The organism is Frigoribacterium sp. CFBP 13707 (assembly GCF_014842245.1).
Classification (GTDB): Bacteria; Actinomycetota; Actinomycetes; order Actinomycetales; family Microbacteriaceae; genus Frigoribacterium; species Frigoribacterium endophyticum.
In genome coordinates this window covers 441,766-456,905 of record NZ_JACYVL010000003.1, presented here as the reverse complement: position 1 = coordinate 456,905, position 15,140 = coordinate 441,766, and the positions used below count along the sequence as shown (strand labels likewise).

Genomic DNA, 15,140 nt, shown 5'->3' with positions numbered 1-15,140 from the left:
CTGGTCACACCGGCGAGCCTCCCCGGCCCGGCGTGCCGCCCGAGGTACCGTCCCGCCATGACCGACAGCGTGCGGACGGCCGAGGGCGACACCATCGTGGTGCCCGAGGCCGACGACGCGCCCCAGCGGCACCGCTCGACCTTCGTCGAGCCGGTGCCCCGCACGTCGCCCGAGGCGGAGGCCACCGCCCCGCCCGAGGCGACCGACCAGGAGCTCCGCCCCGTGACACCCACCCTGACGCCCGAGGCCCCCGCCGACCTGGAGCAGTCGCCCGCCGACCCCGAGCCGTCGCCCGCCGACCTCGACCCGGCGGCGGTCGTCGAGCCGATCGCCCCGGTGCGCGAGCCGCGTCCCGTCTCCGTCCCGTCGCACCGGGCCGACGTGCCCGCCGACGTCGTGCCGACCGACGCCGCCGAGCCCCGCCCCGCGAGCGTCGCGCGTCACTCCCTCGACACGTCGAGCATCACCCTCCCCGTCTTCGCCGAGCCCGTCGACCCCTCGCTGCCGCAGCCGCCCGAGCGCATCTCGCTCGACGACGACGTCCTCGTCCGCATGGTCGAGCGACGCCTCGACGACACGGCGACCGTCGACCTGATGGCCGTCGTCCAGGCCCAGATGGAGGCGCGCCGCCAGGAGGCCGCCCGCTTCGCCCGCTGGGCCGACGAGGTCGGCCGCATCGGCACCGACGAGGCCGCCGAGGCCCTCGAGCGCACCCGCCTCCGCTTCACCGGCGTCATCGACGTCGTCCTGCCCCTGACGCTCGCTCCGGGCGACGAGGTCGCCGTCGCCCCGGAGGTCTCGTCCGAGGCCGCCGAGCCTGCCGTCCTCGACGTCGCTCCTGCCCCCGAGGGCCCGCAGGTCGTGGAGGAGGCGCCCGCCGGGTCCCCGGCACCGGTCACGACCGCCGCCGCCGCCGAGGTCGCCCGCGCCGAGCCGGCTCCCGTGCCCTCCGACGTCGTCGCCGGCACCTCGGCCGCTGACGCCCCGGTCGCCCCCGTCGCCGTGGCCGCGCCCTCGCGACGCCCCCTCGGCCTGGCCGGCCTGGCCGTCGGCGTCCTCGTCGTCCTCGCCGCCCTGGTGCTCACGCTCCTCGACGCCGGCCTCCTGGTCTCCGCCGTCGTGGCGACCCTCGCGGTGCCGGTCGTCGGGGGCCTCGTGGCCACCGCGGCGCTCCGCGTCGCCTCACAGCGCCGCCCGGGCGACGCCCGGCTCGAGACCCGGGGCCCGATCGCCGTCGTGGCCGCCGTCGTGCTCTCCGCCGTCGTCGGCCTCGGCCTGCTGGCCCCCTCGTCGGAGGCCCTCTCGTGGCAGGGCTACCTGCTCGGCGGCGCCCCGCTCGAGCCGGTCGTCGGCCTGCTCGTCGCCCTGGTCGCCGCGGCCCTCGTCGCGGTGGTCGTGGTCGCGTCCGTCGCCCTCGTCCGCCCGGCGGCCCGCGACTAGGCTGACGGGGTGTCCTCCCTCGCAGCCGTCTCCGCCGCCGTCGAGCGCCTCTGGCCCCTCGCGGGCGCCGAGTCGTGGGATTCTCCGGGCCTCGTGCTCGGCGACCCCGAGCAGCCCGTCCGGCACGTGCACCTGGCGGTCGACGCGGTGCTCGACACCGTCGACGAGGCCGTCGCCCTGGGCGCCGACCTCCTCCTGACGCACCACCCCCTGCTCTTCCGCGGCGTGACGACGCTGGCGGGCGACACGACCAAGGGCGCCGTCGTGGCCCGGCTGCAGCGGGCCGGGTGCGCCCTCCTCGCGGCGCACACCAACGCCGACGTCGTGCCCACCGGCACCTCGCGGGTGCTGGCCCACCAGCTCGGCCTCGTCGACCAGTCGCCGATCACGGCGGGCGCCCTCCCGGGCACCGGGCTCGGCGTCGTCGGGCGCCTCCCGCGCCCGATCAGCCTCGTCGCGCTCGCCCGCCAGCTCGGCGACGTGCTGCCGCCCACGGCCTCCGGAGTCCGGGTGGCCGGAGACGCCGACCGCGTCGTCGAGACCGTGGCGCTCTGCGCGGGCGCCGGCGACTCGCTGCTCGACCACCCCGCCGTGCGGGCCGCCGACGTCTACGTCACGAGCGACCTCCGGCACCACCCCGCCTCCGACGCCCGCGACCTGATGCGCCTCGGCCACGGGCCCGCCCTCGTCGACGTGTCGCACTGGGCGAGCGAGTGGCTCTGGCTCGACACCGCCGCGGAGCAGCTCCGACGCGAGCTCGACGACGTCGAGGTCACCCTGAGCGACCTCCGCACCGACCCCTGGGACTTCGCGGTCGTGCAGTAGCCGCCGCCGACCCGCCCGGGCGCCCCGGCGCCCGCCCCGTTCCGCCCCTGACGAAAGAAGTCCCCGTGCCGTTGCAAGCCAGCCCCGCCGACCAGGCCCTGCTGCTCGACCTCCAGAAGCTCGACACCACCCTGCAGCAGCTCGCGCACCGTGCCGCGAACCTCCCCGAGATCGCCGTCCTCGCGACGGTCGACGGCGACGCCCACCGCCTCCGCAGCCGCATGGCGTCGGAGCAAGGCGCCTGGGAGGACGCGCAGGCCGAGCTCCGCCGCGTCGAGTCCGACGTGGCGGTCGTCGAGGCCCGCGTCGCCCGCGACCAGCAGCGGCTCGCGAGCACCTCGTCCGTCAAGGACGTCCAGGCGCTCGAGGCGGAGCTAGCCGCCCTCGCGAAGCGGGGCTCCGACCTGGAGGACATGCAGCTCGAGGTGATGGAGCGCGTCGAGAGCCTCGGCGCCGTCGCCACGGTCACCCACGAGGAGCTCGACCAGCTCGAGGTCCGCCGGGCCGACGCCCGGAGCACGCGCGACGCCAAGCTCGGCGAGCTCGAGATCGAGCGCCGTCAGGTCGAGGCCGACCGCGCCACGCTCGCCGAGAAGGTGCCGGCCGACCTGCTCGACCTCTACGAGACGCAGCGTCGCCGGTACGGCATCGGTGCCTCCCTCCTGCGCGGCGGCGTCTCGAGCGCCAGCGGGGTCACCCTGACCGGCAGCGACCTGGCCGCCGTGCGCTCCGCCAGCGCGTACGACGTCGTGCTCTGCCCCGACAGCAACGCCGTCCTCGTGCGCACGAACGAGTCCGGGATCTAGGCCTCTCCGGGGCACGGGGGCCGGCACCGGCTCGGCGCCCCGCCGGCGCGCGCTACAGTGGCAGGGCGGATGGGTCGGCAAGACGGTCGCGTCGGTCGGGGGCTCGCTCCCGACCGCCGAGGAACGTCCGGGCTCCACAGAGCAGGGCGGTGGGCAACACCCACCCGGGGCGACCCGCGAGACAGTGCAACAGAGAGCAGACCGCCTCGGTCACGTCGTGAGACGGGGCCGCGGTGAGGGTGAAACGGTGGTGTAAGAGACCACCAGCGGTTCGGGTGACCGACCGGCTAGGCAAACCTCGCCCGGAGCAAGGTCAGACAGAGGACGTCGAGGTGGCTCGCCGAGTCCTCGGGTAGACCGCTGGAGGGCTGCGGCAACGTAGTCCCGAGATAGATGGCCGTCCATGGTGCCTCGGCACCGGGACAGAACCCGGCGTATCAGCCGGCCCATCCGCCCCAGACCGACAGGAGGCCCGGGTGCAGGAGGCACGCCTCCCGCACCCGGGCCTCCGTCACGTCGTGACGACGGTCGGCCCGGGCGGTCGCCGCCCCGGGCCGTCGTCGGCTCAGACCGCGGTCGTGGGCCGCGACGACGCCGCGAGGGCCGCCGCGCCGAGGATGCCCGCGTTGTTGCGGAGCACGGCCGGCACGATCTCGGCCCGGAGGTCGAGCAGGGGGAGGAACTCCTGGTGGTGCTTCGAGACGCCGCCGCCGACGATGATGAGCCGCGGGTAGAGCAGGGCCTCGAGGTGCGAGTAGTACTTCTGCAGGCGCTTGGCCCAGTGCTTCCAGCTCAGCTCGTCGCGTTCCTTGGCGGCGAACGAGGCCTTCGTCTCGTAGTCCTTGCCGCCGATCTCGAGGTGGCCGAGCTCGGCGTTGACGATGAGGACGCCGTCGTTGATGAGCGCGGTGCCGATCCCGGTGCCCAGCGTCGTCATGACCACCAGCCCCGGGACCCCCTTCGCCGCGCCGTAGCGCGTCTCGGCGTAGCCCGCCGCGTCGGCGTCGTTGACGAAGTGGATGTCGCGCCCGAGGGTGGTCTCGAAGAGGCGCTCGGCCTCGAAGTCGATCCACTTCTTCGACACGTTCGCGGCCGACAGCGTCTTGCCGTCCATGATCGCGGCGGGGAAGCAGACGCCGACGGGCACGTCGAGGTCGTCGACGCCGAGCTCCTCGACGATCTGCTTCACGACGGCCACGATGTCGTCGGGCTCGCCGCCGGCCGGGGTCGGCTTCTTGAGGCGGTCGGTGAGCAGCTCGCCCGACTCGACGTCGACGATCGCCCCCTTGATGCCGGTGCCGCCGATGTCGATGCCCACTGCCTTCTGTGCCACGGGTGGAACCTTCCTAGGGGAGTGTGTCGGAGTTGGGGTCAGCTGAGGGTGAGCACGTCGGCGCCGCGCTCGGTGACGACGAGGGTGTGCTCGAACTGCGCCGTGAGCGACCGGTCGCGGGTCGTGACCGTCCAGTCGTCGGGCCAGATGTCGGCCTCGACGCCGCCGAGCGTCAGCATCGGCTCGATGGTGAAGACCATGCCGGGGGTCATGACGTCGTCGTACTGCGGGGCGTCGTAGTGCGGGATGACCAGGCCGGAGTGGAACGCACGGCCCACGCCGTGGCCGGTGTAGTCGCGGACGACGCCGTAGCCGAAGCGCGCGGCGTACGACTCGATCGCGCGGCCGATGACGTTCACCTGCCGGCCCGGCGCGACGGCCTTGATTCCCCGACGCAGGGCCTCCCGCGTCCGGTCGACGAGGTCGACCGTGGCCTGGGGCGCCTCGCCGACGATCATCGTGCGGTTGAGGTCGCCGTGGACGCCGTCCTTGAACGCGGTGACGTCGACGTTCAGCAGGTCGCCCTCGACGAGGGTGGTGTCGTCGGGGATGCCGTGGCAGATCACCTCGTTGAGCGAGGTGCAGATCGACTTCGGGAAGCCGCGGTAGCCCAGGGTGGAGGGGTAGGCGCCGTGCGCGACGACGAACTCGTGGGCGACCCGGTCGAGCTCGTCGGTGGTGACGCCGGGGCGGAGGGCCGCCTGGACGGCGTCGATGGCCTGCGAGGCGATCCGGCCGCTCTCGCGGATGAGTTCGACGGTCGGGGCGTCGTACACGTCGCCGCCCGTGTAGGGAGCCGGCCCGGCCTTGCCCACGTACTCCGGTCGAGGGATCGACGCGGGGACCGGACGCTGCGCTGAGATCCGGCCCGGGGTCAGGTGTCCGTGGGAGTCCCGAGGCATGTCGTCCACCTTAGGGGGAGACGTCGTCCGCGGGGCGCACCCGGCGGGCCCCCGGCGGCCCCGGGTCCGGGACCCGGAGGTAGCCTGCTGCCATGGCACCCGAGTACTGGTACAACATCACCACCCACGAGGTCGAGGAGGGCAAGGTCTCGCCGGCCGTCGACCGAGCAGGCCCCTACGCCACCCGTGAGGAGGCGGAGCGCGCGATCCAGACCATCACGGAGCGCAACGCCCGCCTCGACGCCGAGGACGCCGCCGACGACTGACCGGGCCCGCGCCCCCGCGGCGTGCGTCCCGTCCACTAGCCTGGTCGTCGAGCAGAAAGGCCGTGCATGGACAAGCAGACAGACTTCGTTCTTCGGACCATCGAAGAGCGGGGCATCAAGTTCATCCGCCTCTGGTTCACCGACGTGATCGGCACCCTCAAGTCGGTGGCCATCGCGCCGGCCGAGGTCGAGGGGGCGTTCGCCGAGGGGATCGGCTTCGACGGCTCGGCGATCGAGGGGCTGACCCGCTCCTACGAAGCCGACGTCCTGGCGCAGCCCGACCCGACGACGTTCCAGATCCTGCCCTGGCGGGGCGAGATCGACCCGACGGCCCGCATGTTCTGCGACATCACGACGCCTGACGGGCAGCCGGCGGTCGCCGACCCCCGCAACGTGCTCAAGCGCACGCTCGCCCGCGCCGGCGACCGGGGCTTCACCTTCTACACGCACCCCGAGGTCGAGTTCTACCTCCTCAAGAGCGCCCAGCACGGCCCGGAGGGCCCCCAGCCGGTCGACTCCGCCGGCTACTTCGACAACGTGCCCGGCGGCACCGCCCACGACTTCCGTCGTCGCTCGGTGCGCATGCTCGAAGACCTGGGCATCTCGGTGGAGTTCAGCCACCACGAGGCCGGCCCCGGCCAGAACGAGATCGACCTCCGCTACGCCGACGCGCTGACCACAGCCGACAACATCATGACCTTCCGCACGGTCATCAAGGAGGTCGCGATCGAGCAGGGCGTCTACGCGACGTTCATGCCGAAGCCCTTCAGCCAGCACCCCGGGTCGGGCATGCACACCCACATGTCGCTCTTCGAGGGCGACTCGAACGCCTTCTACGAGGCGGGCGCGGAGTACCAGCTCTCCCGCATCGGTCGACAGTTCATCGCCGGCCTGCTCAAGCACGCCCCCGAGATCACGGCCGTCACGAACCAGTTCGTCAACAGCTACAAGCGCCTCTGGGGCGGCGACGAGGCCCCGAGCTTCGTCACCTGGGGCCACAACAACCGCAGCGCCCTCGTGCGCGTGCCGCTCTACAAGCCGAACAAGGGCAACTCGAGCCGCGTCGAGTACCGCGCGATCGACTCGGCGGCGAACCCGTACCTCGCCTTCTCGCTCATGCTGGCCGCCGGCCTCAAGGGCATCGAGGAGGGCTACGAGCTGCCGACCGAGGCGGAGGACAACGTCTGGGGCATGAGCGACGCGGAGCGCCGCGCGCTGGGCTACAAGCAGCTCCCCGCCAGCCTCGACCACGCCCTGTCCATCATGGAGGACAGCGAGCTCGTCGCCGAGACGCTGGGCGAGCAGGTCTTCAACTACGTGCTGCTCAACAAGCGCCAGGAGTGGAAGGCCTACCGCGCCCAGGTCACCCCCTACGAGCTGCGCTCGAACCTCGAGATCCTCTAGCCCGCGCCGCACCCCGCGCGCCCGACCGTCATGACCCGCCCGAGCACCGGACTGTCCGAGCTCGCCCGGCTGGGCTTCGCGGAGCTGCGGGAGGCCCGCGACCGCATCGAGCGGCTGGTCGCCGAGGAGCCCCGGGCGGAGTCGCTGGTCGCGTCGTTCGCCCGTGCTCCCGACCCCGACGCGGCGCTCCGGCACCTCGAGCGGCTCGTCGAGCGCGACGCCGACGGCGTCTCCCGGCTCCTCGACGCCGGAGCCGGGCCCCGCCTGGTGCGCGTGCTCGGGGCGTCGTCGGGCCTCGCGGAGTTCCTGACGCGACGACCGGACGAACTCGCGGGCCTCCTCGTGCCCCTCACCGCGCCTCCCTCACCGGAGGACTACGTCGGCGACCTCCTCGCCGTCGTCGCGGGGCTGGTGGGCGACGACGCCGCGGTCGCGCTCCGTCGCCGGTACCGCCACCACCTCCTGCGGCTGTCGGCCTGGGACCTCGAGTCGGCCGACCCGGTCGCCGTCCTGCCCGAGGTGGCCGCCGCCCTCGCCGACCTCGCCGGCGCCGCCCTCGAGGCCGCCGTCGACGTCGCCCGGCGCGAGGTGCCCTTCCCCGCCGACGACGTCGCCCGCACGCGCTTCACCGTCATCGGCATGGGCAAGACGGGCGCCCGCGAGCTCAACTACCTCAGCGACGTCGACGTCGTGTACGTCGCCGAGGGCGCCGACGGGCTCGGGCCGGGCCGGGCCGTCGAGATCGCCACCCGCCTCGCGGTCCACGCCGTGCGCGCGGTCTCCGACCTGTCGATCGAGCCCGAGCTCTGGGAGGTCGACGCGAACCTCCGCCCCGAGGGCAAGGACGGCGCGCTCGTCCGCACCCTCGACTCGCACGTGGCGTACTACGACCGCTGGGCCCGGGGGTGGGAGTTCCAGGCGCTGCTCAAGGCCCGGCCGATCGCGGGCGACCGCGAGCTGGGCGAGCGCTACGTCGAGCGCATCGCGCCCTTCGTCTGGTCGGCGGCCTCCCGCGAGGCCTTCGTCGAGTCGGTGCAGCGGATGCGCGAGCGCGTCACCGACCTCATCCCCGCCGACGAGGTCGACCGTCAGCTCAAGCTCGGCCCCGGGGGCCTCCGCGACGTCGAGTTCACGATCCAGCTGCTCCAGCTCGTGCACGGCCAGGCCGACGACGGCGTCCGGGAGCGGTCGACCCTCGCGGCCCTGTCGGCCCTCGCCCGCCGGGGCTACGTCGGGCGGGCCGAGGCGGCCGAGTTCGACCGCGACTACCGCGTCCTCCGGCTGCTCGAGCACCGCATCCAGCTCTCCCGCCTGCGCCGCACGCACCTCATGCCGACCGACGACGACGACCTCCGCGCCCTCGCCCGCGGCACCGGCCTGGCCGGCTCGGCGCGCGAACTCGTCGAGGCGTGGCAGGGCGTCAAGCGACGGGTGCGCACCCTCCACGAGCGCCTCTTCTACCGCCCGCTGCTCTCCGCCGTCGCGGCGCGGCCGGAGGAGGAGCTCGCGCTCAGCACCGACCAGGCCGCCGCGAGGCTCGCGGCCATCGGCTTCGCCGACCCGCGGGGAGCGCTGGGGCACATCGCGGCCCTCACGGGCGGCGTCTCCCGCCGCGCGAGCATCCAGCGCCACCTCCTGCCGGCGATGCTGCAGTGGTTCGCCGACGGGACCGACCCCGACCTGGGCCTCCTCGCCTTCCGTCGCCTCAGCGACGGGCTGGGGGAGTCCTACTGGTTCCTGCGCATGCTCCGCGACTCGTCCGGGGCGGCGCACCGGCTCACCACCGTCCTGTCGACGTCGCGCTTCGTGGCGGACCTCCTCGAGCGCACCCCCGAGGCCGCGGTCTGGTTCGAGAACGACGACGAGCTGCGCCCGCGCAGCCTCCCCAGCCTGCTCGACGAGACGCACGCGACCCTGGCCCGCCACGACACCCCGGAGGCGGGGGCCGCGGTCCTGAGGAACGCCCGCCGACGCGAGGTCCTCCGCCTCGCCATCGGCGGCATCCTCGGCCTGATGACGATCGACGAGCTGGCGGCCGGCCTCACCGACGTGACCACGGCCGCCATCACGGGCGCGCTCGCCCTCGCGCGGCGCGACGCGGGCGACATCGAGTTCGCCGTCGTGGCCATGGGGCGCTACGGAGGCCGGGAGCTCGGCTTCGGCTCGGACGCGGACGTGCTCTACGTCTACCGGGCCCCGGACGGCGACGAGACCGCGCACCGCCGGGCCGTCCGCGTCGTGGCGGAGCTGAACCGCCTGACCGCCGACTCCCTCGTGCCCCTCGACCTCGACGCCGGCCTGCGACCGGAGGGCAGCAGCGGGCCCGTGGTGCGCTCGTTGACGTCGTACCGGGCGTACTACGACCGGTGGTCGCTCACGTGGGAGGCGCAGTCGCTGCTCCGGGCTCGTGCCGTGGCCGGCGACGAGGCGCTGCGCCGTGACTTCACGGCCGTCGCCGACACGGTGAGGTACCCCGCGGAGCTCTCCGAGCAGGAGGTGCGGGAGGTCAAGCGCATCAAGGCGCGCGTCGAGGCCGAGAGGCTGCCCCGCGGCGCCGAGCCGTCCCGGCACCTCAAGCTCGGGCGGGGGTCGCTGAGCGACGTCGAGTGGTTCGTGCAGCTGCTCCAGCTGCAGCACGCCCACGCCGTGCCCGCCCTCCGCACGCCCTCGACCCTCGACGCCCTGGCGGCGGCGGAGGAGGCCGGGCTCGTCTCGGCGGAGGACGCCCGCAAGCTGCACGACGCCTGGGTGATCGCCTCCCGCGCACGCTCGGCCGGGGTCCTCTGGACGTCGCGGACGTCCGACGTCCTGCCGACCGACCGTCGTCAGCTCGAGGGCGTGGCGCGGCTGATGGAGTACCCGCCCGGCTCGGCGACGCGGCTGGAGGAGGACTACCTCGCCGCGACCCGGCGTGCCCGGGCCGTCTTCGAGCGGGGCTTCTACGGCCTCGACGAGGCTCCCACCCCCACGGGCTGAGGCGCGACACGCCCGGGATGCAGATCTCGACGGGTGATGCACGAATTCGTCGCGGGTGATCGCTGCGTACCCCGATATCACCCGATGTACCCCGACCGAGATGACCGGCGTGTTTCGGGCTCGTGGCTGACAGGAGCACGGCCCGTGTCTGACAGGTCCTTCTCAGGTTCACGGGTGCTCGCTCTCGGTGCTTCAGTCCATCCGGTAGAAAACCCTGTCCAGAGGGCTTGTCGCCGATCGTGAGGCGGGCTCTCATCGAGCCCTGAGGGAGGCGACGGCCGTCGTTCAGGGGGCACCAGCCGTGTCGCTGTCCGGTGTCGGCATTTCGCCTGACACCAGAGGGAGGACAAGTGCCGTACCCCACGGGGTGAGAGCACGCCCCCGAAGAGGTGACGGCTTGTGAGCACCCGCAGGGTGACTGAAGATTGCCTCATCCGACACCCAGGTTCCCCGACGACGCGGACGCCACCCCCTGTTCCCCCATCTTCCGAGGCGGCCATCGTGTTGACTTTCATCCTTCAGATCCGTTCCATGGCGGGCGGCTACCCCGAGGTCTACCTGTTCGCGGTGTACTCGGCCCTCATCTGGGTCCTGTGGATCGTCAAGGTGGTCCTCTCGCGCCGGTACCGCCCCTCGACGGGCGAGTTCACCGGCACGACCAGCGTCGTCGTCCCCGTGGTCGACGAGCCCCTCGACCTCTTCCGCGACGTCATCGGCCGCATGGTCGAGCAGGCGCCCGGCGAGATCATCGTCGTCATCAACGGCGCCCCGAACCCCGACCTCGCCGCGGTCTGCGACGAGTACGCGCCCCTCGTGCGCTGGGTGCACACGCCGATCCCCGGCAAGCGCAACGCCGTCATGATCGGCACCGAGCTGAGCCGCGGCGACATCACGGTGCTCGTCGACTCCGACACGGTGTGGACGCCGGGCACGCTCTCCGAGCTCGTCCGCCCCTTCTCCGAGGCCAACGTCGGCGGCGTCACCACCCGTCAGCGCATCCTCGAGCCCGAGCGCAGCTGGATCACCCGCTGGGCGGACTGGCTCGAGAACTCGCGGGCCCTGTACTCGATGCCCGCCCAGAGCGTGCTCGGCCAGATCGGCTGCCTCCCCGGCCGCACCATCGCCTTCCGCCGCGTCATCCTCGAGCGGGTCATGGACAAGTTCATGACCGAGAAGTTCATGGGCGTCTTCCTCGAGGTGAGCGACGACCGCACCCTGACGAACCTCACGCTCAAGGAGGGCTACCGCACCGTCTACCAGCACACGAGCCTCGTCTACACCGACGCGCCCCTCCAGGTGAAGAAGCTCTTCAAGCAGCAGCTCCGCTGGGCCCGCGGCAGCCAGTACAACACCTTCCGGATGATGCCGTGGATGCTCGGCCACGCTCCGATGCTCGCCTTCTTCTTCGCGATGGACATCATCCTGCCGTTCATGCTCATGGGCGTCATCGGCGGCTGGGTCTACCGCGGCATCACCGGCCAGGGCGTCAACCTCTACCGCGGCATCCTCGCCGAGTACGGCGTCTCGACCGGGCTCATCAGCATCATCGTGTTGATGGTCCTCTCCTCCGTGCTGAGCATGGCGATCCGCCAGATGCGCCACCTCGCCGAGAAGCCCTCGGACTTCTTCCGCCTGCCCGTCTTCATCATCGTGTCGACGTTCTTCCTGATGCCCATCCGCGTCATCGGCTTCTTCCGCATGGGCCACGCGAGCGGCTGGGGCACCCGTGCCGGTGCCTACGGGGGAGGCGCGGCGGACGACGCCGTGCAGGCCCAGGTCCAGTCCGTGGGGGCCGACGACTCCCTCGACGTGCTGGAGCGCGAGTTCCGGGGCGAGGCCGACCCCGGCGTCGACACCCTGTTCGACTTCGGACCGTCCACCTCGACGGCCGGCCCGACCGGCGACTCCACCACGGTGCGCGACGGTGACCGCGGCGCGGTCATGGTGCGCAGCCACCGCGCGGAGACGGCCGTGGACGCCCGCCCCGGCGACGCCGTCACGACCAGCACGGCGACCGCGCTGGCGGAGGCGACCTCCCCGGCCCGCGTGGCCGCGCCTCCCCGTCGTCGCCTCAACCCCAAAGCCGGCTTCCCGTACCTGATCGGTGCCGTCATCCTCGCCCTGGAGGTGCTCTTCATTGTCTGAGTCCGCACAGAAGTTCGTCGCCCCGGCGCACGTGCAGTCGGGAGCCTGGTGGGCGCAGTCCCACGGCAACGCCCGCCGCACGGGCCTCGGCGCCACCGCCGTCGTCGTCCTGCTCGCCATGATCTCGTGGCTGATCTGGATCTCCCCGTCCGACAACGCCGTGCGCAGCGCGGTGCAGACCGCCGTGGGCGCCTCGCCGTCCGACGTCGCCGAGCTGAAGGCCGACCGGTCGGCCCTGCTCGACCAGCTGGTGAGCGCCAAGGCGCAGCTGGCCGACAGCAAGACCGCCCTGGCCGACGTGCAGCAGCAGGCCTGGACCTCCGAGGGGCAGCTGACCGCGGCGCAGGCGAAGCTCGCCTCGGCGCAGAGCGCCCTCGACCAGGCGCAGGCCGCGGCCGACGGCGGATCGACGGCCGCAGGGTCGGCAGCCGGCGGGTCCGGCGGCGCCGCCGCCTTCTCGGGCGCCAAGGGCGCGACGGGGTCGGGGGGCAAGGGCTCCGGCAGCGGCAGCGGCAGCGGCTCGGGCTCCGGCACCGGCAGCGGGACCCCGGCGGCCCCCCAGCCCGTCACGGCGCCGTCGCTGGCGAGCATCATCCAGCCCGAGTCGCGCTACTTCGGCCTCTACACGACGCAGTCGCCCTTCAGCTGGTCCGAGTTCGACGACGTCAGCAGCAAGGTCGGCGCGCAGCCGAACATGGCGGGGTACTTCCAGGGCTGGGACCAGGACTTCGACCCGAACGCGGTCACCCGGGCGTGGGCCAAGGGCGACCTGCCCTTCCTCACCTGGGAGTCGCGCCCGCTGAAGGCGGCCAACGACCAGGTCGTCGACCCCGACTACGAGCTCGGCAAGATCATCGACGGCGAGTTCGACGCGTACCTGACGAAGTACGCCCAGGACATCAAGACCACCGGGCTGCCCCTCGCCATCCGTCTCGACCACGAGATGAACGGCAACTGGTACCCGTGGGACGAGGGCGTCAACAACAACACTCCCGGCCAGTACCGAGAGATGTGGCGCCACGTGCACGACGTCTTCGAGCGCGAGGGGGCGAACGACCTCGTCGCCTGGGTCTGGGCTCCCACCCGCGTGGAGGGCGTGCCGACCAAGAACCGGACGCTCGAGTACACCGCGAGCCTGTACCCCGGCGACGACTACGTCGACTGGGTCGGCATGACCGGCTACCTCCGCAGCAACGCCGAGACGCCGCAGACCGGCGACTTCGACGGCACCTTCGGCAAGACCCTCGGCTACCTGCGGGCCATCACCGACAAGCCGATCGTCCTCGCCGAGATCGGCGCGGCCGAGCTGGGCACGACGAAGGCCGCCCAGAAGCCGCGCTGGATCGACTCGCTGTTCGACACCCTGGCCGACCCGGCGAACGACGACATCGTCGGCTTCGCCTGGTTCAACCTCACGGCGACCACCGTCGCGTCCGGGTCGTACCTGACCAACGACTGGCGGATCGTCTCCCGACAGGACTCGATCACGGCCTTCCGTGAGGGCATCGCCCGGCGCGACACGGGCTTCGACCTCCGGACCCTCCCGTGACCGGCCCCGCCCGTCCCTCCTCCCTCCCTGCAGCCCCCACCATCCTCAGGAGCGCATCATGACCGACGACCTCACCCCCTTCGACAGCGACGCCCCCGTCACCTCCGCCGACTCCGCCCGGCCGCGCATCAGCGTCATCGGCACCGGCTACCTCGGCGCCACCCACGCGGCCGCCATGGCGGAGATGGGCTTCGACGTGATCGGCGTCGACACCGACCCCTCGAAGGTGGAGGCGCTGGCCCAGGGCCGCGTCCCGTTCTTCGAGCCCGGCCTGCCCGAGCTGATCGTCAAGCACGTCGACTCCGGCCGGCTGGTGTTCACCACCGACCTCGCCGAGGCCGTCGCCCTCAGCGACGTCCACTTCATCTGCGTGGGCACGCCCCAGCGGCGCGGGAGCCACGCGGCGAACCTGACCTACGTGGAGGAGGCGACCCGGGCCGTGGCCCGCTCGCTGAGCCACGACGGCCTCATCGTCGGCAAGTCGACCGTGCCCGTGGGCACGGCGGCCCGGCTTCGTGAGATCGTCGCGGGCGTGCTGCCCGCCGGCATCTCGGCCGACGTCGTCTGGAACCCCGAGTTCCTCCGCGAGGGCCACGCCGTCGAGGACACCCTGCGCCCCGACCGCATCGTCTTCGGGGGCACCGACAGCCGCTCGGAGGCCGTGCTGCGGGCCGTCTACGCCGAGCCCATCTCGACCGGTACGCCGGTCATCTCGTGTGACCTGCCGACGGCCGAGCTGGTGAAGGTCAGCGCCAACGCCTTCCTCGCGACGAAGATCTCGTTCATCAACGCCATCTCCGAGCTCTGCGAGGCCGCCGGCGCCGACGTGTCGACGCTCGCCGACGCGCTGGGCTTCGACGACCGCATCGGCCGCAAGTTCCTCAACGCGGGCCTCGGCTTCGGCGGGGGCTGCCTGCCCAAGGACATCCGCGCCCTGATGTTCCGGGCCAACGAGCTCGGCGCCCATCGCGCGGTGGGCCTGATGCAGCAGGTCGACGAGATCAACATGGCCCAGCGCCAGCGCGTCATCGACCAGGCCATCGACGCCTGCGGCGGCTCCGTGCTCAACCGCCGGATCGCCGTCCTCGGCGCGGCCTTCAAGCCGCACACCGACGACGTCCGCGACTCGCCCGCCCTCAACGTCGCCGCGGCGCTGCACCTGCGCGGTGCGCAGGTGCTCGTCGTCGACCCCGAGGCGACGCAGACGGCCCAGCGCAGCTTCCCCACGCTGTCGTTCGCGGACAGCATCGAGGAGGCGGTGACCGACGCCGACGCCGTCCTCCTGCTGACCGAGTGGCCCGAGTTCGTCGGGGCCGAGCCGCTGCCCCTCGCGCAGCTGGCCGCCAACCCCGTCGTGATCGACGCCCGCAACGCGCTCGACGCCGAGGTCTGGGCGAGCGCCGGCTGGGAGGTCCGGCCGCTCGGCAGCCGCCGCGTCCCCGCGCGTCGCCAGGCGCTGTCGCCGGTCGCGATCCCGGCCTGAGCCAGCCGCCG

General features: G+C 72.9%; 11 protein-coding genes and 1 other RNA gene. 10 read left to right on the top strand and 2 right to left on the bottom strand.

What is annotated here, in order from left to right:
- Positions 1-57 precede the first annotated feature (57 nt).
- The 4 genes from IFT45_RS09095 to rnpB all read left to right on the top strand — a co-directional run bounded on the left by IFT45_RS09095 (position 58) and on the right by rnpB (position 3,524).
- Entirely contained in the window at positions 58-1,440 is a 1,383-nt protein-coding gene (locus IFT45_RS09095) for a hypothetical protein (protein WP_192045655.1), read from the top strand.
- A 9-nt stretch (positions 1,441-1,449) separates the two neighbouring features.
- Positions 1,450-2,265, top strand: a complete 816-nt coding sequence (locus IFT45_RS09090; RefSeq protein ID WP_192045656.1) for a Nif3-like dinuclear metal center hexameric protein — start codon at positions 1,450-1,452, stop codon at positions 2,263-2,265.
- A gap of 65 nt (positions 2,266-2,330) precedes the next feature.
- Positions 2,331-3,071 carry a zinc ribbon domain-containing protein gene (locus IFT45_RS09085; protein ID WP_371810930.1) on the top strand — a complete coding sequence of 247 codons (741 nt, stop codon included), beginning with the start codon at positions 2,331-2,333 and terminating at the stop codon, positions 3,069-3,071.
- A gap of 70 nt (positions 3,072-3,141) precedes the next feature.
- Positions 3,142-3,524, top strand: an RNA gene (gene rnpB, locus IFT45_RS09080) — RNase P RNA component class A.
- A 112-nt stretch (positions 3,525-3,636) separates the two neighbouring features.
- On the opposite strand, the gene ppgK is transcribed toward rnpB, so the two are convergent.
- The gene (gene ppgK, locus IFT45_RS09075; protein ID WP_056054479.1) at positions 3,637-4,404 is read right to left on the bottom strand and encodes a polyphosphate--glucose phosphotransferase; all 768 of its coding nucleotides are present in this window, start codon (positions 4,402-4,404) and stop codon (positions 3,637-3,639) included.
- Positions 4,405-4,442: 38 nt separating this feature from the next.
- Entirely contained in the window at positions 4,443-5,306 is an 864-nt protein-coding gene (gene map / locus IFT45_RS09070; RefSeq protein ID WP_192127723.1) for a type I methionyl aminopeptidase, read from the bottom strand.
- Positions 5,307-5,398: 92 nt separating this feature from the next.
- Between map and IFT45_RS09065 the strand changes: the two genes are divergently transcribed.
- The 6 genes from IFT45_RS09065 to IFT45_RS09040 all read left to right on the top strand — a co-directional run bounded on the left by IFT45_RS09065 (position 5,399) and on the right by IFT45_RS09040 (position 15,129).
- Positions 5,399-5,572, top strand: a complete 174-nt coding sequence (locus tag IFT45_RS09065) for a hypothetical protein (RefSeq protein WP_056054483.1) — start codon at positions 5,399-5,401, stop codon at positions 5,570-5,572.
- Between the two features lie 66 nt (positions 5,573-5,638).
- Positions 5,639-6,976 carry a glutamine synthetase family protein gene (locus IFT45_RS09060; protein WP_056054486.1) on the top strand — a complete coding sequence of 446 codons (1,338 nt, stop codon included), beginning with the start codon at positions 5,639-5,641 and terminating at the stop codon, positions 6,974-6,976.
- A 30-nt stretch (positions 6,977-7,006) separates the two neighbouring features.
- Complete coding sequence (locus IFT45_RS09055) at positions 7,007-9,952, top strand: bifunctional [glutamine synthetase] adenylyltransferase/[glutamine synthetase]-adenylyl-L-tyrosine phosphorylase (protein ID WP_192127721.1); 2,946 nt, start codon at positions 7,007-7,009, stop codon at positions 9,950-9,952.
- A gap of 501 nt (positions 9,953-10,453) precedes the next feature.
- Positions 10,454-12,097, top strand: coding sequence for a glycosyltransferase (locus tag IFT45_RS09050; RefSeq protein ID WP_156369927.1), 1,644 nt, complete (start codon positions 10,454-10,456; stop codon positions 12,095-12,097).
- On the top strand, positions 12,090-13,646 hold the full coding sequence (locus IFT45_RS09045; RefSeq protein WP_192045658.1) for a glycoside hydrolase family 26 protein: 1,557 nt from the start codon (positions 12,090-12,092) through the stop codon (positions 13,644-13,646). The genes IFT45_RS09050 and IFT45_RS09045 overlap by 8 nt, the downstream gene beginning before the upstream one ends.
- Positions 13,647-13,704: 58 nt before the next feature.
- Positions 13,705-15,129: a UDP-glucose/GDP-mannose dehydrogenase family protein gene (locus tag IFT45_RS09040; protein ID WP_056054500.1), complete on the top strand. Its 1,425-nt coding sequence runs from the start codon at positions 13,705-13,707 to the stop codon at positions 15,127-15,129.
- Positions 15,130-15,140 lie beyond the last annotated feature (11 nt).

Excerpts from the sequence above, each read along its gene's own strand:
- IFT45_RS09095 (WP_192045655.1), top strand. The coding sequence starts at position 58 with ATGACCGACAGCGTGCGGACGGCCGAGGGCGACACCATCGTGGTGCCC.
- map (WP_192127723.1), bottom strand. The coding sequence starts at position 5,306 with ATGCCTCGGGACTCCCACGGACACCTGACCCCGGGCCGGATCTCAGCG.
- IFT45_RS09065 (WP_056054483.1), top strand. The coding sequence starts at position 5,399 with ATGGCACCCGAGTACTGGTACAACATCACCACCCACGAGGTCGAGGAG.
- IFT45_RS09060 (WP_056054486.1), top strand. The coding sequence starts at position 5,639 with ATGGACAAGCAGACAGACTTCGTTCTTCGGACCATCGAAGAGCGGGGC.
- IFT45_RS09055 (WP_192127721.1), top strand. The coding sequence starts at position 7,007 with ATGACCCGCCCGAGCACCGGACTGTCCGAGCTCGCCCGGCTGGGCTTC.
- IFT45_RS09040 (WP_056054500.1), top strand. The coding sequence starts at position 13,705 with ATGACCGACGACCTCACCCCCTTCGACAGCGACGCCCCCGTCACCTCC.